The organism is Pseudoduganella sp. SL102, assembly GCF_027856995.1.
Taxonomy (GTDB): Bacteria; Pseudomonadota; Gammaproteobacteria; order Burkholderiales; family Burkholderiaceae_D; genus Rugamonas; species Rugamonas albidiflava.
Genome location: NZ_CP115554.1, coordinates 3,187,202 through 3,210,239, shown reverse-complemented (window position 1 = coordinate 3,210,239; position 23,038 = coordinate 3,187,202). Strand labels below are relative to the sequence as shown.

Here is a 23,038-nt window from a genome sequence, read left to right as displayed (position 1 = left end):
CGTCCGGCTGGCGGTCAGCGGTTCTCTACGCTGGCCACCAGCCCTGGCCGGCCGTTCCGGTCGAACGCCGCCACCTTGATGAGGCGCCGTTCGGCGATCGGCCCGGTCACGGGCCGGCTGGTGGCCGCGGGCGGGCTGCCGTCGCTCGTGTAGCGCAGCGTCAGCCCGGGCAGCACGTGGTTGGCCAGCACCCGGCCATTCTCGACCAGCAGGCCGGGCGGCGCGATACGGTAGTCGACGCCGGCCCGTTCCAGGTCGAGGCGTGGCAGCACGCGCTGGCCCAGCGCATTGACGAAGCCGGACCACGCGGTACGGTGCAATGCCGCGGCCCGGGCCGGATCGGCCTCGGTGGCCCAGGCCGGATCCGGCGCCCAGGCCCGCTCGGCCACCGCCAGCAGGCGCGGCATCACGAGGTAGTCGATGCGCGCCGGGTCGCGCACCGTTTCCGTAAACAGCGTGGCCTCGATGCCGCGCACGCGCCGCCTGCCGTAGTCCGTCAAGCCATCCTTGCCGATGCGCGCCTTGTCCGGCGCGTTCTTCAGGTAATCGAAGGGGATGAAGTCATGCACGTCGTCCAGTTCCACATAGGCGCCCCAGTTGACGCCGGGCTCCTCGGGATTCTGGTTGTGCGCCATGTCCATGTACATCTTCGTCACCGGCGCCAGCACGATATCGTAGCCGGCGTTGGCCAGGCGGTATGCCAGGTCCTCGGCGCCCTCCTTGTTGTTCCAGACATAGGCGGAAAAGCCCCGTTGCGTGAACCGGGGATTCGGGATCAGCTTGTGGCGCCCGGCCAGCGTGGTCTTGCGCGCGGCCATTTCCTCCCAGCCGGAAGCAAACAGCCCGTGCCGCTTCAGGATGCCGTCGACACGGTCGTAGAAGTAGTCCCACAGGTCGGCGCTGGTCTCCAGCTTTTCCCTGCGCATCAGTGCCAGGCTGGCGGGCGACTTTTCCCACGCCCCGTCGGGCAGCTCGTCGCCGCCCATGTGGATCGTGCGCAGCGGCACGCCGGCCGCGCGGTGCAGCTTGACGACTTCCGCCACCACGTGGGCGATGAAGGTGTAGCTCGATTCCAGCCCGGGATTGATGACGTGGTCGTTGTACAGCTGCGGCGACTTGTAGACGGAGCGGTCGTCGAAGTCGTGCAGCAGGTATTTCGCCGCATCCTTGCCGCCCGCGGCCTTCCGCCGGTGGTAGCGCGCTTCCATTGCCTGCACGGCGGCGCGCGCATGGCCGGGCATCTCGATCTCCGGGATCACGTCGATGTGCCGCGCCTTCGCATAGCGCAGGATCTCGAGGTAGTCGGCGCGGCTGAAATGGCCGCTGCCGGCTGCATCGCGCGGATCGGGGCCGGAGCCGTAGGCCGGCTGCAGCCGCACGCCCGGTTTCGTGCTGTGGCCGCGCACCGCGCCGATCGCCGTCAGCTCCGGCAGGCCGGCGATTTCCAGGCGCCAGCCCTCGTCGTCCGTCAGGTGGAAATGCAGGGTATTGAGCTTGTAGCGGGCCATCAGGTCGAGCCACTTGAACACCGTGGACTTGCCATGGAAATTGCGCGCCACGTCCAGCATGAGGCCGCGGTGGCCGAAGCGCGGCGCATCCGTGATCGCCACTTCGGGCAGTGCCGGATCGGCGGTGCCGGGCAGCGGCATCAGGTCGCGCAGCGTCTGCAGGCCGTAGAACACGCCGGCCGGGCTGTTGCCGGTGATGGCGATGCCGTTCCTGGCATCGATGACCAGGCGGTAGGCTTCGGGCGAGGTCTGCCCTTCCACCTTGCCCACCGCGAGTTTCAGGGAGCGCCGCCCGCGCCGAACAGATCGTGCGCCAGCGCCGCTTCGGCGCGCAGCGCGGCCGGCGCGCTCACGGCCGACTTGCCCGCCAGGCGCAGCTTGCCGGTGCCGGGCTGCAGGTGCAACGGCGTCGGCAGCACCGGCGGCACGGCGGCCGCGGGCAGCAGGTCGGCACGGGCATTGCGGCGATACGTGTCGGCCGGCGCGACCAGCGGTTTGGGGCCGGTGGTTCCGGTGGTATTGTCGTTGCCCGTACTGACCTGCTCCGGCCGCGTGACCGGCAACAGCGCATCGTCGGCAATGGGCATGCCCACGTCGGGCGCGGTGTCGTACACGAGGTACGGCCCGGTCGGCGCCTTGTCCAGCTTGACGATGCGGTACGGGTACAGCAGGCCTGCTTCCAGCGACTGGCCCGGCGCCAGGCCGGCGAAGCCGTCGCCGGGCAGCAGGCGGAAGTAGCCGCCGGCGACCTGCTCCAGCAGCAGGCCGCCGCCCACGGCGCCGGTCTCCAGCGCATCCATGCTGTTGAAGTACAGCGTCCAGCCGCGCGCCGGCAACGGCCGGCTGTCGTTGTTGGTGAGGATCAGCCGCGCCTGCGTGCGCCCGCGTGGCGCCTGTTCCGTGAACACGTTGCGCTGCAGTTCCCAGCGCACCTGCAGCCTGGCGGCACTGGCCGCGCCGTCCGGCGCCGCCGCGGACGCGGCCGGTGCGGGCGCTGCCGCCACGGTTGCCGAATTTGTAGATGAGGTTGCAGATGAGGATGCCAGCAGTGCCAGCATCGCCAGCCAGTGCGGTGTGGCCAGGGCGCTGCCCCAGGCCTTCGTTCGATTACCCAAGCGTGTCTCCCAGTGCATTGTTGTTCGGTTCAGCGCCAGCTGCGCAGCTTGTGGCCGCTCGCGGCATACCACAGGATCAGCAGGTAGCACGGCAGCAGCAGCCAGTAGCCGGCACGCGGCGTGGCCAGGTCGGACAGGTAGCCATACAGCAGCGGCAACACCGCGCCGCCGCAGATGGCCATGATCAGTACCGCCGAGCCGCTGGCGGTGTGGCGCCCCAGGCCCTGCAGGGCCAGCGGCCAGATGGCCGGCCACACCATCGCATTGGCCATGCCCAGCAGGGCCAGGCACATCACGGTGTCCGGCACGGGCGCGATGCCGGTCCAGCCGAGCAGCACTTCGGCAATGCCGCCGGGCTGGGTGGAGCCGGTGACCACGCCGATCGTGAACACGATGCCGGCCACCGCCGACAGCAGCAGCGCGCGCTGCTGCGACAGCCAGCGCGGGATCGCCACCACGCCGACCAGGTAGCCGAGCACCATGCACACCATCGTGTACGACGTCAGCACGCCGAAGTTGGCGACGCCCAGCTCATGGCCGTACAGGCCGATGGTGTCGCCGGCGATGACTTCCACGCCCACGTAGGCGAACAGCGCCAGCGCGCCCAGCACCAGCTGGGGAAATTGCAGCACGCCGCCCTTTGCTTCCACATACCCGGGCCGTGCCGCCTCCTCCGCCGGCGCGGCCGGTTCATCTTCCTCCGGGGCGATATCGCGCAGGCTGGAGAAATGGATGAACACCATGATCGCGAACAGCAGCGCCGCCATGCATGCATACGGGAACACCAGCCGCTGCGCCAGCGCGGCGCGCATCGCCTCGCGCGCGGCCGGCTCCAGCGTGGCCAGCGCGGTATGGGAAAACCGGTCGATGTCGGCCAGCATCAGCGACGTGAAGATCAGCGGCACCACCACGCCGGCGCCCTTGTTGAACAGGCCCATGATGCTGATGCGCATGGCGGCGCTGTCGCGCGGGCCGAGGCAGACGATGTAGGGATTGATGGCCGTCTGCATCAGCGTCATGCCGGTGGCCAGCGTGAACAGCGCGGCCAGGAACAGTTCATAGCGCGTGCTGTGCGCGGCCGGGATGAACAGCAGCGCGCCCACGCCCATGATGCCCAGGCCGATCGTCATGCCGTTCTTGTAGCCGGTGCGGCGCAGCACCGCGGCGGACGGCAGCGCCATCACGGTGTAGGCGATGTAGAAGGCGAAGGTCACCCACAGGGCCTGGAAGTTGTTCAGGTCGCAGACGATCTTCAGGAACGGCACGAGCGAGCCATTGAGCCAGGTGACGAAGCCGAGGATGAAGAACAGCAGCCCCACGAACAGCATGCCGGCCACCACCTCCCGTGTCGAATGGCGCACCGGCGCGCCGAGGTTGTCGATGCTCATCTGCTGCATGCCTGTCCCCTTCGTTATCGTTGGGACATGCTAGCAGTGATACCGCTTCAAGACCAGTGGCAAGTGGTATGCATGGTCGGGGCCCGGTCCATCACGCGGTATGCAGGTCGCGCACGGGCGTGCCCGCCGCGATCGGCATGGTCACGCGGATCGTCGTGCCGCGCGGCGTGCTGTCGATCTCCAGGGCGGCGCCGGCCAGGTGGGCACGTTCGCGCATGCCGGGCAAGCCCCAGTGCCCTGCCCGCGCGCCGCGCGCAAGAATGTCGCGCGGGATGCCGCGACCGTCGTCGACCACGGCCAGGCGCAACATGCCGCCGCGGTAGTCGAGCTGCAAGGCCACCTTGGTGGCGGCGGCGTGGCGGAAGGCGTTGGCGAGCGCTTCGCGGCCGATGGTGAACAACTCGTCCTCGACCTCGGGTGCCAGTTCCGGCGCGCGCCCGTCGACGTGCGCGACGAAGCGGGTGCTAACCGATGCCGCGAACTCGCGCCCCGCTTCCGTCAACGCCTGCGCCAGGCTTCCCTCGCGCACGGCAGGCCCCCGCAACTGCCGGACCCGGTCGCGGCCTTCGTCCATCACGCGCTCGGCGCGCGCCAGCACCTCCTCGGCTTCCGCCCGCACGGCACTATGGTCCGGCAGCTTGTGCATCAGCACATGCATGCGCAGGACCAGCGACTGCACGCTCTGCAGGAAGGTATCGTGCAGGGTGCGGGCGATCCGCTCGCGTTCCAGCATGCGCACTTTCAGGTCGTTGTGCAGCCGCGTGGCGACCCGGGCCAGGCGCCAGCGGTGCAGCAGCCATACCGCCACCACCGCAGCGAGCGCGCAGGCCAGCTTGAACCACAGGGTCTGGGTAAAGGCGGCCTCGATGGACAGGGCCACGCTCGCCGGGCGCGGGCTCCACACGCCATCCTCGTTGGCGGCAATCACTTCGAATGTGTAGGTGCCCGGCGCGAGGTTCGTATAGACCGCCTGGCGCGGGCCGCCGGCATCGCGCCAGGCGCCGTCCTGGCCGACCAGGCGATAGCGGAAGCGCACCCGCTCGGGCATCGACAGCGCCGTGGCGGTGAAGTCGATCTCCAGCCGCGGCACGCGCGCCGGCAGTGCCAGCGCCGCGCCGGCCGGATAGGCGCGTTCGTCCGTGCGGACGGCGCCGATCAGTACCGTCGGCGGGCGCGGGTTGCGGGGAATCGCGGCGGGATCGATATATCCCACGCTGCTGGACGTCGCATACCACAGGCGGCCATCGGTGGCCTGGACCAGCGAAGGCAAGGGCCTGATCTGGGCCGGCATGCCCCGGTGGCCATCGAGGTGGTCGAAGCGCTCGGCGGCGACGTCGGGCAGACGCCGGTCCGCCGCGGTGGAAAGCGCCGCGGCATCCAGGCGCGCCAGGCCGCTGGTTTCGCGCAGCCACAGCCCGCCATTGCCACGCTCGACGATGCCCGAGACGCCATAGAAGGATCCCCGCCCGCGCTCGCCAACGCCGACGAAGCCCCTGCCATCCAACCAGGCCAGGCCACGGTCGCCGCCGATCCAGAAGCGGTCATGCCCCTGCACCATCGCCAGGGTATTGCCGACGGCGAGACCGTCCTTGCCGTCGAACTGCCGCACCACGCCGTTCTCCAGCATGGCGGTCCGGTTATCCGGGTAGCCGAGCCAGATTCGCCCGGCCCGGTCGGCGCTCAGTGAAATTGCGGTCGGCATCGCCAGTTCGGGATGGCCGCCGCCGGCGCTCCACGCGCCCCGCCGCAAGGCATGGATGCCCTGGCCCACCACCGACAGCCAGAGGCCACCGTCCGCTCCCATGGCGATGGCCTGGACGGTCCGGCCCGCCAGCTCGCCCGGCAACGGGACCCGCGTCGTCTCGCCCTTGCGCACGCGCCACAGGCCGCCGTCGCCGGCAAACCACAGAGTGCCGTCGGCCTGGCGGTGCGTGGCGCTGACCCGGTGGATGCCGGTGTCGCGGCGCGTGCCATCGGCATCGACGATGAAGGTGGGTACCCTGAACGCATTCTCATGATGAAAGTTGATGACCCATACCGCGCCATCATCGCCCGCGACGACCCCGGGAGGACCGGTCAGCCCGGTGGGCAGCGCGATCGTCGCCAGCCGCGGTTCGCGCACGCGATCGACGCCGTTCTCGGTCGCGAACCACAGATTGCCTTCACGGTCGGTCAGCGCCGTAGTCATGGTCTTGCCCGAGAAACCGTTGGCCGGCATGAACTGCTGCAGCGGCCTGCGCGCTTCATCCAGCAGCTGGAGTGCATCGCCCGTGTTGACCCACAGTCGGCCGCGATGGTCGACGGTATAGGTATGCATCGGCAGGCCGCCGTTGCGCAGCGCGAATGGCGCCAGCCTGCCGCTGGCGGGATCGAACAGCCGCAGGCCGTGCGCACGGCTGTTGATCAGCACCTGGCCGTCTTTCCACACGTCGCCCCCGTCCACGCCGGGTTCGTCCAGCACCCTGGTGAACGTGTACCCGCCGGAACCAGCCTTGCGCGCGCTCTGGTAGATCCCATCGGGGGCGTAGACCAGCATGCTGCCGTCGGGCAACACGGTATGGAACATGACCAGGCCTTCCGACAGGCCGTCGGCCGGCGTGACCAGCCGCCAGCCTTCGCCGTCGAAGCGGTGCAGGTCGCGCGAGCCGGTGGCCCACAGGCTGCCGTCGGGGAGCTGGATGAAATGGTAGATCGCGCCCTGCGGTCCGTCCTTGCCGGCGTAGTGCCGCACCGCGCCATGCTCGAAGCGGCTGATGCCGCCGAACTGGTAGCCGACCGAGATCGTCTCGCCCACCGCCGTCACCGCGGTGGTTGCCTGCACATGCAGGGGATGGCCATACACCGCGCGCTGGGGCAGGAAGCGCGCGCCGTCGAAGCTGTACAGGCCGTCGGTCGCGGCAAACCACAGCAGGCCGTTGCCATCCTGGGCCATGGAAAACACATTGGCGGGCGCGCCATCCTTGCGAGTCCAGCTCGTGCTCTGGAGCGTGGCGCGTGCGGGCGCAGGCGCGGCCACGTCTTGGGACGAGTTCCGGGCCGCCTCATTGGCTACCCGAGGTTCGGGCTGGCGCGGCGCGGCCGGTGCGGATGCCGGCGCCGATGCCGTCACCAGGGCCAGCAGCGACGGCAGAATACTGGAGCGAAGGGGCGCCATGCGATTCCCGCCTACTTCGCCGGGGCGGATCCGGCGGACATCGGCCCCGGCTTGCCGGTCACGCCCGTCGCACGATGTCCGTCGCCGCCGTCGCACGAGGCGGGCCCGCGTGGCATTTCCGGTAGTGGAACGATGATTTCTCCTGGTTGCGCATGTCGGCGGTATTCTCCTTCATACGCGGCCCCCCGTCCACAATCAGTTGCCGATGCGGAACTCCCCGACCAGCGCGACCAGCGTGGCAGCCTGCTGCTGCAGGCTTTCGGCCGCGGCGGCGGCTTCCTCGACCAGCGCGGCGTTCTGCTGCGTCACGCCATCCATCTGGCCGACCGCCTGCGTGACCTGGCCGATGCCGCCGCTCTGCTCCACGCTGGCGGCCGCGATCTCGGCGATGATGCCTGCCACGCCGCGCACGCTCGTCACCACCTCGTCCATCGTGGCGCCGGCGCCCTGCACCAGCGCGCTGCCGCGTTCCACCTGGGCGACCGATTCGCCGATCAGCGCCTTGATTTCCTTGGCCGCGCTGGCGCTGCGCTGGGCCAGGTTACGCACCTCGCTGGCCACCACGGCGAAGCCGCGGCCCTGCTCGCCGGCACGGGCCGCTTCGACGGCCGCGTTCAGGGCCAGGATATTGGTCTGGAACGCGATGCCGTCGATCACGGAGATGATGTCGACCACCTTGTGCGACGAGGCATTGATCGCCGCCATCGTCTCGACCACCTCAGCCACCACGGCGCCACCGCGCACAGCCACGCCGGACGCGTTGGCGGCCAGCTCGCGCGCCTGCGCGGCATTGTCCGAATTCTGCCGCACGGTGCTGGTCAGTTCTTCCATCGACGCGGCGGTTTCCTCCAGCGCGCTGGCCTGCTGCTCGGTGCGTGCCGACAGGTCGGCGTTGCCCAGGCTGATCTCGGCGCTGGCCGTGGCCACGCTGGCCGAACTGTCGCGCACGCGCGCCAGCACCGCCTCGATCTTGGCCACGAAGGCGTTGAAGCCGTTGCCGATCACCGCCAGCTCGTCGTTGCCCGCCACGGCCAGGCGCCTGGTCAGGTCGGCGTTGCCGCCGGCCAGCTGCGTCATGGTGCGGGCCAGTTCGCGCAGCGGCCGGGTCAGGCGGCGCAGCGTAAACAGCATCACGGCGGCCGCGATGGCGGCGCACAGCGCGGAGGCGATCACCGTGTACATCATCAGCTCGCGCGCCGGCGCGGTGGCCACGCTTTTCGGAAACGCCAGGCGCACGGCCCACGGCGCCACGCCGCCGACCAGGCGCAGCGGCTGCACCAGGTTGACGATGCCGTCCACTTCATATTCGTACGGCTGGCCGGCGCGCACCGCGGCCAGCGCCGCCGCCGGCATGTCGTCGGCCTTCTTGCCGTTGCGCGCGATGTCCGGATGGCTGGCGTACAGGCCCTGGTTCGACACCAGCGCCAGCCTGCCCTGTTCCACCGTCCGCATGCCGGCCAGGATTTCACCGAGCTTCGTCAGCAACAGGTCGCCGCTGACGACGCCCTTGACCTGGCCGCCGACCAGCACCGGCGCCATCAGCGACGCCATCAGCACATCCTTGCCGTTGACCGGATAGGCCACCGGTTTGGTGAGCATGCGCTTGCCGGTCTTCATCGGCACGTCATACCAGTCGTTCGCCCCGGGGGCACTGCTGAAGGTGATCGGTTCGACATGGATGCCGCCATCGGCCTTGCGCGTGTAGTACGGCATGTAGCGGCCGGAGGCGTCGAAACGGGGTTCTTGCCCGGCGAATTCGGCATCCCTGCCATCGAGGGCATTCGGTTCCATCGTCACGGAAGACCCCATCAGGTCTTCCGCATTGCGCAGCACGGCCTGGACGGCGTCGTCCACCTGGTCGCGCGACAGGTGGTGGCCGGCGCCGAGCGTGGCGCCGACCGTTCCGGCCAGTGTCGACGTGGCGGCAAAATTGGTCTCGATGCGTCCCGCCAGCGTGGCCGCGGCGGCGGCGGCGGAGGTATGCGCGAGCTGCATGGCGGCTGCTTCCGCGCTGTTGCTGTTGCGGACACCGGTGACGCCGGCGACCAGCGCCAGGCTGGCCACCAGCAGGCCGCTGGCGGCGATGCCGATGCGGGCATTCAGGGACAAGTTGCGAAATAGCTTCATGCTGCGCTCCGTCAGAAGGTGCGGCTCACGCCGACGATGGCGGTTGCCTTGGCCACGTTCGCGTGGCGGATGTTCCCGGCCGCATCGGGCATGCCGGTGGTGTAGGTCTGGTAGATGTTGGTCCGGCCCCAGGCGCGCGTCAGCGCCACGGAAGCGCTCCAGCCGCCGCCCAGGTCCCTGGTGACGCCCACCTTGGCGTCGCGCCAGTTCCAGATGTCGTTGCCGGCGCCGGCCACGCGGCCATCGCCGGCGTGCAGGTTCAGCGTCCAGCCTTCGCCGAGCGCCGGGTTGGCGCCCACGTCGAGGTAGACGGTGCCCCGTGAATCGGGAATCCCGAAGAACATGGGGCTGACGGTGCGGTAGTACTTGGCATACGCGGCCCGCCAGGTGACGCCCAGCGCCAGTTCGGCGTAGTCGAACTTGTCGCCGGTGGCGCTCATGCGGGCCCCCGGGTATTCATAGAGATAAGCCATCACGCTGTAGCCGATGGCGCCCGCGCTGCCGCTATAGCCGCCGTACAGGTCCCACTCGACGCGCCCTTCTTCCATGAAGCGGTCGCTCACCGTGGATGCCCAGGTGCCGGCCGACCAGCCATCCGCGCGCACGTAGTCGACGCCGCCCTGCACGGCCGGCTTGCCCCAGGTCTGGCGGATGCCGCGCGAGACGTACTGCGACACGACGCCTGCGGTCGCGGTCCATTGCGCCGCCTGCGTGGTGGAGTCGACGCGGATGCTGGTGTCGGTGTCGGTGCCGGTTTCGGTGCCGGATGCCTGCGCGGCGCCTGCGCACGCGGCGAGGCAAAGCACGGGCAGGAGCGCACGGCTCCAGGTGGGACGCTGGTTCATGTGATGGGTCGGTAAGGAAGGAGGAAATGCGGGAAGAATGTAGCCGTGCGGCAATAATAGCGCCTGTCAAGATGCAAGTCGCCGAAACGTGCCCTTCTATCCACGCATTTTTCGGCGCCGTGCGACGCCGATACAACAGTGTTCCTTACCGCGCTGGCGCGGCCCGCCGGCGCCGGCTACAGCGTGACCGGCTGGCCGTTGACCCGCACGTTTTCCAGCTGGAGGCCGGCGATGCCCGTCGCGTCGAGCGCGGCCTTGTCCAGCTGCACGTCGATATCCTTCAGCAGGATGCCGGCGATCTCGGTCTGGCCCGGGTTCGGCGCGATCTTGACGAAGGCGCCGAAGCGCCCCTTGATGTCCACCAGGCTGACGTTGCGCACCACCGACTTCGGCGGCGGCGCGCCTTTCAGGTCGAAGTACTGCGTCCATGGCCGGATCGCGACGATCAGGCCGCGGCTGGAATCGAGCACCAGGCCGCGGAAGTGGATGTTTTCGTAATGCTGCGGCGTGTCGGCGCGCAGCTTCAGCACGGCCACGTTGGAGACGCCGGGCCCCACCTTGCAGTTTTCGACCAGCACGTCGCGCACCAGCGTGGCCTCGCTGCCCAAGGTCATCACGCCGTGGCCGCGGCGGAACTCGCAGTTGCGCACGCGGATATGTTCGACGGGCGGGCTGTCCTGGTCCTGGAGCGCGTGCGGGCCCTTCGAGCCCTTGGCGGCGATGCAGTCATCCGTCACCGAGAAATAGCAGCCGTCGACCGTCACGCGCTGGCAGCTGTCCAGGTCGATGCCATCGGTGCTGGGCGCCTGCTTGTAGTCGTCCGGCACCTCGAAGCGCGCGCCGCGCACCGTCACGTCCTGGCAGCGGTACAGGTGCAGGTTCCAGAATTGCGAATCCTTGAACGTGACGCCTTCGACGGTCACGTTGCGCGAGCGTTCGATCAGGGCCAGCCGGGCGCGCGGCACACTGATGTTGGCGAAGTTGTGCGGGTCGGGCGCCGCGTTGCGCAGTTTCCAGAACAGGTCCCAGATGGGCCGGCCGGCGCCATCGAGCGTGCCCTTGCCGGTGATCTTCAGGCCATCGCAGCCGCTGGCATTGATCAGGGCCGGGTTGAAGTTCGGCGCGAAGTGCCCTTCGATGCGCGTGCGCCGCGCCGGGAAATGGCTCAGGTCCGTCGAGCATTTCAGCACGGCGCCCTGCTCCAGGTGCAGGTGCACGCCCGGCTTCAGGAACAGCGCGCCGCTGACGAACACGCCGGCCGGCACCACCACCGTGCCGCCGCCCTGCCCCGCGGCGTGGTCGATGGCTTGCTGGATCGCGGCGGTGTTGACGGTGCGATCGTCGGCGACGGCGCCGAAGCCGGTGATCGGGAAGCGCCTGGCATCGCCAAGTGTCGCGCAAGCCGGCAATGCGAGGAACGGCGCGGCGAGCAGCGACAGGGCGAAGTGACGGCGGTGGCTGGAGTGGTGGGACATGCCGGCTCTCTCATGGACTGGACCATGGCATGGTAGAGCCGGCCGCCGCGGCGGGCCAGCGGCACGCCCCATTCACTCAGGAACTTGAGCGGTGCCGCCGTGGTTGGTACGGGCTAGCTCTTGCGCTGAAGGTAGCCGTGCATGCCAAGCCAGCGCGTGAAGCCGTCGAACCACCCGGTGCTGGCGGTCGTCTTCGGATACATGCCGAAGCCGTGCCCGCCCTGCTCGTACGGGTGGAATTCCACGGGACGCCTGGCCGCGCGCCAGCTGTCGACCAGGCCATAGCCGGCGTTGGCGAAGAACGGATCGTCCGCGGCCAGCGCCACGAACAGCGGCGGCGCGCCGGCCGGCGGCGTCACCGGCGACAGCGGGCCATAGATGTTGGCGATGAAGGCCGGCTTGGCATCCTGCCCGTACAGCGCGGTGGACAGCGTCAGCATGGCACCGGCCGAGAAGCCGGCCATGCCGATGCGGTCGCGGTCCACGCCCCACTCCGCCGCGCGCGCGCACCAGCGCGAACGCGGCGCGTGCATCGGCGATCTGCGGCGCCAGTTCGACGGCGGGATCCTGCTGCGGCCGCGGCTTGGCGGCGCCCGAGAACATCTCGGCCATGGCGCGCTCGAAGGCGGGCATGTCGGCCGGGGTCTGGTTCAGGCGGTACTTCAGCACGAACGCCGCCACGCCCTTGTCGGCCAGCGCACGCGCCACGTCCCAGCCTTCATTGTTCATCGACAGCGTGCGGAAGCCGCCGCCCGGCGCGACGATCACGGCCGCACCGGTCGCCTTGCCCTTGGGCGGCAGGAACGGCGTCAGGGTGGCCACGGTCACGTTGCGGGCGAACACGCTGCCGTACTGCCGGTGCCACGATTCCTGCACCGTCGCACCCGGCAGCGCCCCGGTGTCCAGCACGATCGCGTCGGGCTGCGCCGGTGCCGCGATCGGCGTCATCTTGTCGTCCTGCGCCATCGCGGGGGGCGCGAAGGCACACGCCAGCGCCAATGCGCCGGCAAGCAGTCCGGCCGTCAGCGGACGAATGGAACGGCGGTTTTTTTCCATGCAAATCTGGGCTTGCATTCGATCTCCTCTCCAGGTTACGGCAATGCCGGGATGGCGCTTGCCGGCGATGCTCACGGTGATTACCACGATGACGGACGTGGCCCTGCCGGGCCATTCCGGTCACCGCCGGTAGCGCAAACAGTGCATATACCGTACACTGAATGTTCGCATAAAGCAGGCGACAAAGATAGCGCAATCATAACTTTTGCAGCGTCGGCGCGGGCGTGGAGATACCGATTCGGGCATCCCTTCGCAGGCAAATGTGATTGGCGCGGGCAGCGACGGCGATGGCACACTCGCCGCTCCTGTCTACTCTCCCGCTTCCATGCCATACCGTCCCATGCCATACCGTTCCCTGCCCCTGATTGCCGCCCTGGTCTTCTCGTTGCCGGCCGGCGCCGCGCCCGTTTTCGACAATCCGCTCGTGCCGCAGCGCGCCGATCCGCACGTGACGCTGCAGGCCGACGGCTATTACTACCTGACGGCGACCGCCCCCGAGTACGACCGCATCGAGGTGCGCCGCGCGCGCGACCTGAACGGCATCGGCAAGAGCGAGAGCAAGGTCGTCTGGCGCAGCCACGCCACCGGCCCCATGAGCCGGAACATCTGGGCGCCGGAAATGCACCGGATCGATGGCAAGTGGTATATCTATTTCACGGCCGGGCGCGACGATGCGCCGCTGGATATCCGCCTGTACGTACTGGAAAACGACGCGGCCAATCCGCTCGAGGGAACCTGGAGGGAGCGCGGGCAGCTGAAGACGGGCTGGGAAGTGTTCGCGCTCGACGCCACCACCTTCGCCCTCGACGGCCGGCGCTACCTGCTGTGGACCCAGCGCCCGCCCACGGCCGACAAGCACATGACGGCCGTGTATATCGCCGAAATGGATACGCCGCTGTCGATCAAGGGCCCGGCGACCCTGCTGACCACGCCCGAATACGCGTGGGAAAAGGTGAAGTTCGACGTCAACGAAGCGCCGGCCGTGCTGGTGAAGAATGGCCGCGTGTTCGTCACCTATTCGGCCAGCGCGACCGATGCGAATTACGCGCTGGGCATGCTGACGGCCGATGCCGGCGCCAATCTCCTCGACGCCGCCTCATGGACCAAGTCGCCGCGCCCGGTCTTCGCCAGCAGCAAGGCCACCGGCCAGTATGGCCCCGGCCACAATTCGTTCACCACTACGCCGGATGGCAAGACCGACATCCTGGTTTATCACGCGCGCGACTACGAGCATATTCCCGGCGATTCGCTGAACGATCCGAACCGGCATACCCGCGCGCAGGCGATCGCGTGGCGTGCGGATGGCACGCCCGATTTCGGCGAACCCGTGGCGGACAAGGCGGCAGGTGGTCGCCGGCCCTGATCCCTGGAGCTGGCCGCAGCCCGTTACATTGCCTTCATTGCCTTCATTGCGTTCATTGCGTTCATTGCGTTCATTGCCGCCGGCATGTTGTCGCGCATCGTCGACGATCTGGAATCGTCCGTCGACATCGAAAATTCCAGACATCTGAATACAAAGTTTGACAGACAGTGCGCGGACAGGACGGCATACTCGACAGCGCTACACGCCTGAGCAGACTGCGGCCAAGCTGCCGTACGTCCGGCCCGCGGCTTCTGCTCCGCGTGATCTGGAATCTCTCGAAGGTATCGATGAAAATGACGAAATCGCTTTTGGTGGCACTGATTATTACCGGCGCCACCCAACATGCAGTACAAGCACAAAGCCTGACCGAAGGCCTTTCCAACCTGGGCAAGGCGGCTGGTGCGATCGCCGGCCTGCGGGCTCCGGGTTTCGGGAACTCCGGCAAATCGACATCCTCCAGCCCTGACGATCCCGTATTCGGGCAGGCTCGGGTCGAAGCGCGCGCCCACCCGAAATATCCCGACAAGGAATGGCCGGACAAGATGATTGAAGGCCATATCGCGCGTGACCGTTACGGTTGCCCGGCGTTCTTTGCGAACGGAGATTCCATGTTTGTCTACAGCTTCGACAAGTTCGAGCAGAAAGTCGGCGGCGCATGGGTGGCGCTGGACATCATGAAACTGGCGAAAGAAGTACCACAGCATTGCACGGGAGGCGGCTGAAATACCTTTCAGCCTGGATATGGCCTGGGCCATCAGGCGCTTGTCACGGCCGGCCGTTGCCGCTCCGTTGCGGACGGCCAGCCACAGGATCTAATTGTTGAGGCGGTAAATCCGCTCGATGTCGGCGGGAGACAGCCTAGACAGGCACTCTTCGACGGCTGCGGCTTCGACCGACTCAGGAAAATACATCGTGATAATCTCACCGCCCGGTCGCTGTTCCGACGATTGATACTCATGCGGCAAGTCACATTCATCGCCGAGATAATCGGAAATGACATCGAACAGTTCATAGTCCTCGATGACGAGGACGCATCGGTTGCCTTCGCCCAATCCGATGTCAATGTGTGGAAGAATCCGTTTCATCAGCATTTTCGATACTAGTCCAGCATGAGGGCCGTTTGCGCCACGAAGTACGCAAATACTATTACTCCACAGTCGTCGCTACATGCCTCCATTCATCGCTCTCCAGTTTCACACGTTCATCCCATTCGGAGTTGACCTTGATACCAAAGTAATGAAGTAAAGCGGATCCGCCGGACATCGTAATATAAGCCAGCTCACCTTCGAAGTACCGTGGATGCAGCCCAGATTTTCTACATTCAGCAGCACAAGCCTCCTGCACCTTATTGTCGAGATCACCCAGCGCCTGCAGCAGGCTTCTTGCCGACTGCAGCACAGACTCATCGACTTTCATCGCGTCGCCCGCGAAATAGATCACAAACTCGCCGTCGTGCGCCAGAGGTACCTGAATACAAGGGCTACCTTCGAGGGTCATAACGTTAGCGGCCACCAGACAGGATATTGCAGGGCTCCCGTCATACCTGTCGCGCGATATTTTAACTTCCATGATCTGATATTAAGGTGACTTGCGGCCTGAGGATATCTGAAGTGGCGTGGCAGACCATCATGGCTCCACGGTGATTCTGAACCGCTGATACGCCATCATTCCACGCACCAGCACGCTGAACGATCGCGCCGCACGAAATGTCCTGATCCCGCGACAGTACTTCCGTCACGGCACCCAATAAATGAACAATTCGCGCGCGTCGCCAAAACGGTCCAGCGTGACCCGGCGCCGCTGCTCGACGCCCTTCGACGTGGCGGACACCGTATAGGTGCCTGGCGGCAGCTTGAGGTACACCAGCGGCCCACTGCCGGCCAGCTTGAAGACAGGACCCTGCCGCACGTCCTCGACCACCAGCGCGACATTGCCCAGCTTGGCGCCGGTGTCGTGCACGGCGAAGGCCAGCCGCAGGTTGAACGCGGCCCGCATCGTTTCCAGCGCGGCGCGTTCGTCCACCGAGCTCCCGCCGCTGGCATAGGTCACCGTGCCGATGGTACCGGTTTGCAGTTTTCCCTGGGCCGGCGCGGCGCCGGCGGGCAATGCCGCGCATACCAGGGCCACGCACAACGCGCGCGCCACTTGTCCGATGTCGATCATGCCGGCCCTCCGTTGGTCGCCTTGCCGCGCCGTTTCCCCGCATGGCTGCCCGCCCCCGCCGACGCGGCCGACCTCGCCTGGTCGGCCAGCGCGAGGAAATTGGCCACCTTCGCCGATGGTTCGGCATCGCGCGAGGCCAGGGCGAGGTTGGTCACGACCTTCACGTCGGCGATGTCCACATAGACCACGCCTTCGGCACGGATCTGGCTCACGGAAGCAGGCACGATCGAGACGCCGAATTCGGCGGAGACCAGGTTGACGACCGACGACAGCTGCGGCGCCTGCTGGCCCGGCACCGGCTCGAAGCCGGCCAGCCGGCAGGCATTCAGGATTTCGTCGTGCAGCATCGGGCTTTCCTCGCGGGGAATCAGTACGAAGGCTTCGCCGGCCAGCGCCGTCAGCGGAATGCGGCGGCTCTTCGCCAGCCGGTGGCCCGCCGGCAGCACCACCTTCATGGGTTCGCTGGCGATCTGGTACAGCGCGATGCCGGCGAACGAGTGGGTGCCGGGGCGCATCAGTGCCAGGTCGAGCCGGCCCTCTTCCAGCAAGGCCAGCAACTGGGTCGTGGTGCCTTCGGTCAAGGTCAGCGCGACGCCGGGATAGGTGGCCCGGAAGGCCCGGATCAGCGCGCGTACGATCGGGTGAAACGCCGCGGACGCCGTCAAGCCAAGGTGAACGTGGCCCGTTTCGCCCCGGCCCGCGCGTTGCGCATTTGCAACAGCACTTTGCGCATCGTTCAGCAGCCGTTTCGCGTCGGCCATCAGGGCCTTGCCGGCTTCGGTGAGCGACATGCCATGGCCGGTGCGATGGAACAGCGGCACGTCCAGTTCCCGCTCCAGCGTGAGGATCTGCTGGCTCAGCGGGGGTTGGCCGATGCCCAGGCGTTCCGCGGCCCGGGTCACGTTACCCTCCTCGGCCACGGCCACGAAGTAGCGGAGTCGTCTTAATTCCATGACAATTTTCCGATCCGGTATCTGACTATCATCTGGATTCTAAACGTTTCATATATTGGACAGTATAGCGGCATTTCACGATAATCCACGCCTTGCAACCTGCGTTGACCATGGGCATGGTCACGCGCGGGATTAATAACCAGGTGAGAGGTCTCCAATGGCTGTACAAGAAACCCAGAGAAAAGCGCGACGAGAGTTCCGCAACATCCACGTGACAGAGCTGTCGAATTACCGGATGCCGTTCTCGGCAATCGTATCGATCCTGCACCGTATCAGCGGCATGCTGCTGTTCGTGCTGCTCCCCTTCATCCTGTACCTGCTGCAGGAATCCATCCGCTCCGAGATTTCGTTCGCGCACTTCCAGGGCATCGCCCAGCACCCGTTCAGCAAGCTCGTGATCCTGGGCCTGGTGTGGGGCTACATGCACCACTTCTGCGCCGGCATCCGCCACCTGGTGATGGATACCCACATCGGCCTGGACAAGGATTCGGCCCGCAAGACGTCGGTGGCCGTGCTGGTCATCAGCCTGGCGGTGACCTTCCTGGTCGCCCTGAAACTGTTCGGAGTGTTCTGAGATGAAAAACAATATCGGACCGAAGCGCCTCGTCGTCGGCGCCCATTACGGCCTGGGCGAGTTCCTCGCGCAGCGCGCCACCGCCATCGTGATGGTGGTGTACACCGTCGTGCTGCTGGCCGCTTTCCTCACCGGGAACAACTTCTCGTATGAAGGCTGGGCCGGCCTGTTCGCGCAGACCTGGTTCAAGCTGTTCACGCTGGCCACCCTGATCGGCCTGTTCTATCACGCCTGGGTCGGCGTCGTTTCCGTCTACCAGGACTACATCAAGAACGTCGGTGTTCGCTTCCTCATTCAAACCGCGTCGGCCATGTGGCTGATCGCGTGCGCCGTGTGGTCGGTGCAGATTCTCTGGAGTGTGTAAATCGTGGCAGCAATCAAATCCTCCATTCCCGTACGCCGCTTCGACGCGGTGATCGTTGGCGCCGGCGGTTCCGGCATGCGCGCCTCCCTGCAACTGGCTGAAGCGGGCCTGAACGTGGCCGTGCTGTCGAAAGTGTTCCCGACCCGCTCGCACACCGTCGCGGCACAGGGCGGCATCGGCGCTTCGCTGGGCAACATGGCCGAAGACAACTGGTTCTGGCACATGTTCGACACCGTCAAGGGCGGCGACTACCTGGGTGACCAGGATGCCATCGAATTCATGTGCCGCGAGGCGCCGAAGGTCGTGTACGAGCTGGAACACTTCGGCATGCCGTTCGACCGCAATCCCGACGGCACGATCTACCAGCGCCCGTTCGGCGGCCATACCGCCAACTTCGGCGAGAAGGCCGTGCAGCGCGCCTGCGCCGCGGCCGACCGTACCGGCCACGCGCTGCTCCACACGCTGTACCAGCGTAACGTCCGTGCCCGCACCCACTTCTTCGTCGAATGGATGGCGCTGGACCTGATCCGCGACAGCGAAGGCGACGTGATCGGCGTGGTCGCGCTGGAAATGGAAACCGGCGACGTGATGATCCTGCAGGCGAAGACGACGATCTTCGCCACCGGCGGTGCCGGCCGGATCTTCGCCGCGTCGACCAACGCGTTCATCAACACCGGCGACGGCATGGGCATGGCGGCACGCGCCGGCCTGCCGCTGCAGGACATGGAATTCTGGCAGTTCCACCCGACCGGCGTGGCCGGCGCGGGCGTCCTGATCACCGAAGGCGTGCGCGGCGAAGGCGGCATCCTGATCAACTCGCAGGGCGAGCGCTTCATGGAACGCTATGCGCCGACCTTGAAGGACCTGGCGCCGCGCGACTTCGTGTCGCGCTCGATGGACCAGGAAATCAAGGAAGGCCGCGGCGTGGGCCCGAACAAGGACCACGTGCTGCTCGATCTGCGCCACATCGGCAAGGAAACCATCGAGAAGCGCCTGCCGTCGATCCTGGAAATCGGCCACAAGTTCGCCAACGTGGACGCGACCAAGGAACCGATCCCGGTCGTGCCGACGATCCACTACCAGATGGGCGGCATCCCGACCAACATCCACGGCCAGGTCGTGGCGCCGACCGCCGACGGTTCGCAAAAAATCGTCAACGGTTTGTATGCGATCGGCGAATGCGCCTGCGTGTCCGTGCACGGCGCGAACCGCCTGGGCACCAACTCGCTGCTCGACCTGGTGGTGTTCGGCCGCGCGGCCGGCAACCATGTGGTGGCGTCGAACCTGAAGGCCAAGGAACACAAGGACCTGCCGAAGGATGCATCGGATTACGCCATGGACCGCCTGAACCGCCTGGAAACCTCGACCGGTTCCGAGAAGGTGCAGGGCGTGGCCAACGACATCCGCGCCACGATGCAAAAGTACTGCGGCGTGTTCCGTACCGACGACCTGCTGAAGGCCGGCTTCGACGAGATCATGAAGCTCGACGAGCGCCGCAAGCACGTCTCGTTCAAGGACAAGTCGAAGGTCTTCAACACCGCCCGCGTGGAAGCGCTGGAACTGGACAACCTGATCGAAACGGCCAAGGCGACCATTACCTCGGCGGTGGCCCGCAAGGAATCGCGCGGCGCGCATGCGCACAGCGACTTCCCGAACCGCGACGACGACAACTGGATGAAGCACACGCTGTGGTTCTCCGAAGGCAACCGCCTGGAGTACAAGCCGGTCGTCACCAAGCCGCTGACGGTGGAAACCTTCAAGCCCAAAGCACGCACTTTCTAAGGCCTCGACAAACATGGCACGCACCCTGAAATTCAAGATCTACCGCTACGATCCGGACAAGGACGAGAAGCCCTACATGCAAGACCTGACGGTCGAGCTGAAGGATACCGACAAGATGCTGCTGGACGCGCTGCAGCGCATCAAGTCCGACGTGGACGATTCGCTGGCCCTGCGCCGCTCGTGCCGCGAAGGCGTGTGCGGTTCGGACGCGATGAACGTCAACGGCAAGAACCGCCTGGCCTGCACGACGAACCTGAACGAACTGTCCGAACCGATCATCCTGCGCCCGCTGCCGGGCCTGCCGGTGATCCGCGACCTGATCGTCGACATGACGCAGTTCTTCAAGCAGTATGAATCGATCAAGCCATTCCTGATCAACGATTCGATCCCGCCGGAGAAGGAGCGCCTGCAGACCCCGGCCGAGCGCGAAGAGCTCGACGGCCTGTACGAATGCATCCTGTGCGCGTGCTGCTCGACGTCGTGCCCGTCGTTCTGGTGGAACCCGGACAAGTTCGTCGGCCCGGCCGGCCTGCTGCAGGCTTACCGCTTCATCGCCGATTCGCGCGACGAAGCGACCGGCCAGCGCCTGGACAACCTGGAAGACCCGTACCGCCTGTTCCGCTGCCACTCGATCATGAATTGCGTCGACGTCTGCCCGAAGGGCCTGAACCCGAACAAGGCGATCGGCAAGATCAAGGAACTGATGGTCCGCCGCGCGATCTGATCCGCGTTCCCGTCCCGAAAGCGCCCGGCCTGCCGGGCGTTTTTTTTCGCACATGGCACTGCCCGGCGTTTCTCCGCACGTTTCTCCGCACGTTGCGACAGTCCCGCCCGCGCGATGGCACAATTCGCCAAGCCAGCAAGCTCTCACTTCACCAAGGGAAGCCACTCTTGAGTCCTACCCCGGATAACCCGGCAGCGCCTTTCGACGCGGACAGCCATGCCAGCCTGCCCGCCCTGTGGCGCCACCCCGTCATTCGCCTCGTGATCGTGGTGACGGTGCTGGCCTGCCTCGCCCTCGCCGGCTTTTCCGCCTGGTTCATGTGGAGCGCCAGGCAGGCGCAGATCCAGCAGACCCGGGTCGCCACGTCGAACGTGGCACGGATGGTCGGCGCCCAGGTGGAATCGGCGATGAAGACGGCCAGCATGGCGCTGTCCGACATGGCCGAACGCGCCAAGCACGAAGGCACCGGCGAGGCGGCGCGCGAGCGGCTGAGGACCCACCTCGGCGAGCTGGCCAAGGTCACGCCCGAGCTGTACGGCATGTTCCTGTATGGGCCGGACGGCTCCTGGCTGGCCACGTCGCTGGGCCGCGAGGTCCAGGGCAACAACGCCGACCGCGCCTACTTCCAGTATCACCGCACCCACCAGGACGAGGGAATCCATATCGCCGCGCCCGTCAAGAGCAAGTCGACGGGGGTCTGGATCATCCCCGTGTCGCGCGGCATCTACGCCGCCGACGGCACCTTCATGGGCGTGGCGCTCGTCACGCTGCGGCTGAACTTCTTCGAACGCATCTACGATGAGCTGGACATCGGCCGGACCGGTGTCGTGCTGCTGATGCTGTACGACGGCACGGTGATCTACCGCCGGCCGTTCGACGAAAAGCTGATCGGCACGGACCTATCGAACGGCAACATCTTCAAGGAATTGCGGAAAAGGCCGGTCGGGTCCACCTTCCTCGTCGCCAAGGTGGACAAGGTGGAACGGCTGTACAGCTACCGGCGCCTGCAAAACTTCCCATTCCTCGTGTCGGTCGGCCAGACCAAGGCCGAACTGCTGGGCGACTGGAAGCGCTCCAGCATGCTGATCGGCGTGGCGGTCCTGCTCATCAGTGCGATGCTGGCCACGTTCGCGACGAAGCTGGTGCGCCAGATCGCCATCCGCGACCGGCTCGATGCGCAGCTGCGGCTGTACTCCGGCGAACTGGAAAAGCGCAACGTCGACCTGCGCATGCTGGCTCACACGGACCAGCTCACCCAGCTGGCAAACCGGCGCCGCTTCGACGAAGTGCTCGACAAGGAACTGCGGCGGGCGCAGCGCGGCCGCACGCCCCTGTCGCTGATCATGCTGGACCTGGACTTCTTCAAGCAGTTCAACGACCGCTATGGCCACCTGGCGGGCGACGAGTGCCTGCAGCGCGCGGCCGGCGTGCTGTCGGACCGGATCCTTCGCGCCGGCGACGTCGCCGCGCGCTACGGCGGTGAGGAATTCGCCGTAATCATGCCGAACACCGGCGAGGACGGCGCAATGGCCGTCGCCGAACAGGTCCGGGCCGGCATCATGGCGCTGGGCATCCCGCACGAGCATTCACCAGGGCACGTCGTCACCGCAAGCCTGGGCGTGGCAACGCTCTACCCGGGCAAGGGCGGCAACGCCACCGGTGCCGCCGCGGCGTCAGAGCTGATCGGCAGCGCGGACCGGCACCTGTATGACGCCAAGCAGGCCGGCCGCAACCAGGTGCGCGGAGAGTCGGGAAGTAGTGCAGCGGGCACCGGTGCGGCCGCCGCCAATGCCGCGGCCCGCTGAACGCTTCAGCGCACGTCCAGCAATTCCACTTCGAAGATCAGGTTGGCGTTCGGCGGGATCGGGCCGGCGCCTCCCGCGCCGTAGCCCATGGCGGCCGGCACGATCAGGGTGCGCTTGCCGCCCACCTTCATGCCCTGCACGCCTTCGTCCCAGCCCTGGATCACCTGGCCGGCGCCCAGCCGGAAGCTGAACGGGTCGCGCCCGACCGAGGAATCGAACTGCTCGCCGCGCTGCTCGGGTGCGCCCGGCACGTGCAGCCAGCCCGTGTAGTTGACGACGGCCGTGCTGCCGGCGACCGCTTCCTTGCCGGTGCCGGCCGGGTGATCGATCTTCTGGAACGCGACAGGGGCGGCGGCGGCCGGCGGCGGGGTCTTGGCACGGTCGCAGGCGGCAAGCGTGAAGGCCAGTGCCAGGCCGAGGGCGCAGGAGGAAAGCAGCTGTTTCATGGATTCTTTCGTGATGGGTTGTACATGATGCCGCCGCAGCATACAGGGAGGCCGGCGCCGTGCCAACACCTGCGCCGTCCCAGCACCTGTGCCGTACCAACACCTGCGCTGCACCGCGTATCTCGAAGTGTCACCACTTGTCGCAAGTTCTTCTCGTGCCTTGCACTGGCGGGTCACGCGATTAAGC

21 protein-coding genes are annotated in these 23,038 nt (G+C 66.8%); 8 read left to right on the top strand and 13 right to left on the bottom strand.

Features of this window, described 5'->3' with window-relative positions; all coding sequences use genetic code 11:
* Positions 1–14: 14 nt before the first annotated feature.
* The 8 genes from OU994_RS13685 to OU994_RS13650 all read right to left on the bottom strand — a co-directional run bounded on the left by OU994_RS13685 (position 15) and on the right by OU994_RS13650 (position 12,154).
* A complete protein-coding gene (locus OU994_RS13685) occupies positions 15–1,778 on the bottom strand; it encodes a family 20 glycosylhydrolase (RefSeq protein ID WP_281611199.1) in 1,764 nt (587 codons plus the stop codon).
* An 8-nt stretch (positions 1,779–1,786) separates the two neighbouring features.
* Positions 1,787–2,623, bottom strand: coding sequence for a carbohydate-binding domain-containing protein (locus OU994_RS13680; protein WP_281611198.1), 837 nt, complete (start codon positions 2,621–2,623; stop codon positions 1,787–1,789).
* A 29-nt stretch (positions 2,624–2,652) separates the two neighbouring features.
* Positions 2,653–4,020 (bottom strand): sugar MFS transporter, encoded by a 1,368-nt coding sequence (locus tag OU994_RS13675; protein WP_281611197.1) that lies wholly within the window; start codon positions 4,018–4,020, stop codon positions 2,653–2,655.
* 91 nt (positions 4,021–4,111) lie between these two features.
* Positions 4,112–7,174: a sensor histidine kinase gene (locus OU994_RS13670; protein ID WP_281611196.1), complete on the bottom strand. Its 3,063-nt coding sequence runs from the start codon at positions 7,172–7,174 to the stop codon at positions 4,112–4,114.
* A 195-nt stretch (positions 7,175–7,369) separates the two neighbouring features.
* Positions 7,370–9,301 (bottom strand): methyl-accepting chemotaxis protein, encoded by a 1,932-nt coding sequence (locus OU994_RS13665; protein WP_281611195.1) that lies wholly within the window; start codon positions 9,299–9,301, stop codon positions 7,370–7,372.
* 11 nt (positions 9,302–9,312) lie between these two features.
* Positions 9,313–10,146, bottom strand: a complete 834-nt coding sequence (locus OU994_RS13660; protein ID WP_281611194.1) for a TorF family putative porin — start codon at positions 10,144–10,146, stop codon at positions 9,313–9,315.
* 176 nt (positions 10,147–10,322) lie between these two features.
* Positions 10,323–11,621: a glycoside hydrolase family 28 protein gene (locus tag OU994_RS13655; protein ID WP_281611193.1), complete on the bottom strand. Its 1,299-nt coding sequence runs from the start codon at positions 11,619–11,621 to the stop codon at positions 10,323–10,325.
* A gap of 113 nt (positions 11,622–11,734) precedes the next feature.
* On the bottom strand, positions 11,735–12,154 hold the full coding sequence (locus OU994_RS13650; RefSeq protein WP_281611192.1) for an alpha/beta hydrolase: 420 nt from the start codon (positions 12,152–12,154) through the stop codon (positions 11,735–11,737).
* A 77-nt stretch (positions 12,155–12,231) separates the two neighbouring features.
* On the opposite strand from OU994_RS13650, the gene OU994_RS13645 reads away from it, so the two are divergent.
* From OU994_RS13645 to OU994_RS13635, 3 genes are all read left to right on the top strand, one after another.
* Positions 12,232–12,810, top strand: a complete 579-nt coding sequence (locus OU994_RS13645) for a hypothetical protein (protein ID WP_281611191.1) — start codon at positions 12,232–12,234, stop codon at positions 12,808–12,810.
* Positions 12,811–13,017: 207 nt separating this feature from the next.
* Entirely contained in the window at positions 13,018–14,040 is a 1,023-nt protein-coding gene (locus OU994_RS13640; protein WP_281611190.1) for a glycoside hydrolase family 43 protein, read from the top strand.
* A gap of 287 nt (positions 14,041–14,327) precedes the next feature.
* Positions 14,328–14,762 carry a hypothetical protein gene (locus tag OU994_RS13635; RefSeq protein ID WP_281611189.1) on the top strand — a complete coding sequence of 145 codons (435 nt, stop codon included), beginning with the start codon at positions 14,328–14,330 and terminating at the stop codon, positions 14,760–14,762.
* A gap of 90 nt (positions 14,763–14,852) precedes the next feature.
* On the opposite strand, the gene OU994_RS13630 is transcribed toward OU994_RS13635, so the two are convergent.
* The 4 genes from OU994_RS13630 to OU994_RS13615 form a co-directional block, all read right to left on the bottom strand.
* Positions 14,853–15,125, bottom strand: a complete 273-nt coding sequence (locus tag OU994_RS13630; protein ID WP_281611188.1) for a hypothetical protein — start codon at positions 15,123–15,125, stop codon at positions 14,853–14,855.
* A 61-nt stretch (positions 15,126–15,186) separates the two neighbouring features.
* Positions 15,187–15,537 (bottom strand): hypothetical protein, encoded by a 351-nt coding sequence (locus OU994_RS13625; RefSeq protein ID WP_281611187.1) that lies wholly within the window; start codon positions 15,535–15,537, stop codon positions 15,187–15,189.
* A gap of 237 nt (positions 15,538–15,774) precedes the next feature.
* Positions 15,775–16,203, bottom strand: coding sequence for a hypothetical protein (locus tag OU994_RS13620; protein ID WP_281611186.1), 429 nt, complete (start codon positions 16,201–16,203; stop codon positions 15,775–15,777).
* Complete coding sequence (locus tag OU994_RS13615; protein ID WP_281611185.1) at positions 16,200–17,156, bottom strand: LysR family transcriptional regulator; 957 nt, start codon at positions 17,154–17,156, stop codon at positions 16,200–16,202. The genes OU994_RS13620 and OU994_RS13615 overlap by 4 nt, the downstream gene beginning before the upstream one ends.
* Positions 17,157–17,313: 157 nt before the next feature.
* Between OU994_RS13615 and sdhC the strand changes: the two genes are divergently transcribed.
* From sdhC to OU994_RS13590, 5 genes are all read left to right on the top strand, one after another.
* Positions 17,314–17,730, top strand: a complete 417-nt coding sequence (gene sdhC / locus OU994_RS13610) for a succinate dehydrogenase, cytochrome b556 subunit (RefSeq protein ID WP_281611184.1) — start codon at positions 17,314–17,316, stop codon at positions 17,728–17,730.
* A gap of 1 nt (position 17,731) precedes the next feature.
* Positions 17,732–18,094, top strand: coding sequence for a succinate dehydrogenase, hydrophobic membrane anchor protein (gene sdhD, locus OU994_RS13605; RefSeq protein ID WP_130184892.1), 363 nt, complete (start codon positions 17,732–17,734; stop codon positions 18,092–18,094).
* Positions 18,095–18,097: 3 nt separating this feature from the next.
* Positions 18,098–19,876, top strand: a complete 1,779-nt coding sequence (gene sdhA, locus OU994_RS13600; protein WP_281611183.1) for a succinate dehydrogenase flavoprotein subunit — start codon at positions 18,098–18,100, stop codon at positions 19,874–19,876.
* 13 nt (positions 19,877–19,889) lie between these two features.
* On the top strand, positions 19,890–20,600 hold the full coding sequence (locus tag OU994_RS13595; RefSeq protein ID WP_281611182.1) for a succinate dehydrogenase iron-sulfur subunit: 711 nt from the start codon (positions 19,890–19,892) through the stop codon (positions 20,598–20,600).
* Between the two features lie 167 nt (positions 20,601–20,767).
* Entirely contained in the window at positions 20,768–22,405 is a 1,638-nt protein-coding gene (locus tag OU994_RS13590; RefSeq protein WP_281611181.1) for a diguanylate cyclase, read from the top strand.
* Positions 22,406–22,410: 5 nt separating this feature from the next.
* Here OU994_RS13590 and OU994_RS13585 read toward each other — a convergent pair whose 3' ends face one another.
* Positions 22,411–22,851, bottom strand: coding sequence for an FKBP-type peptidyl-prolyl cis-trans isomerase (locus OU994_RS13585; protein ID WP_281611180.1), 441 nt, complete (start codon positions 22,849–22,851; stop codon positions 22,411–22,413).
* Positions 22,852–23,038 lie beyond the last annotated feature (187 nt).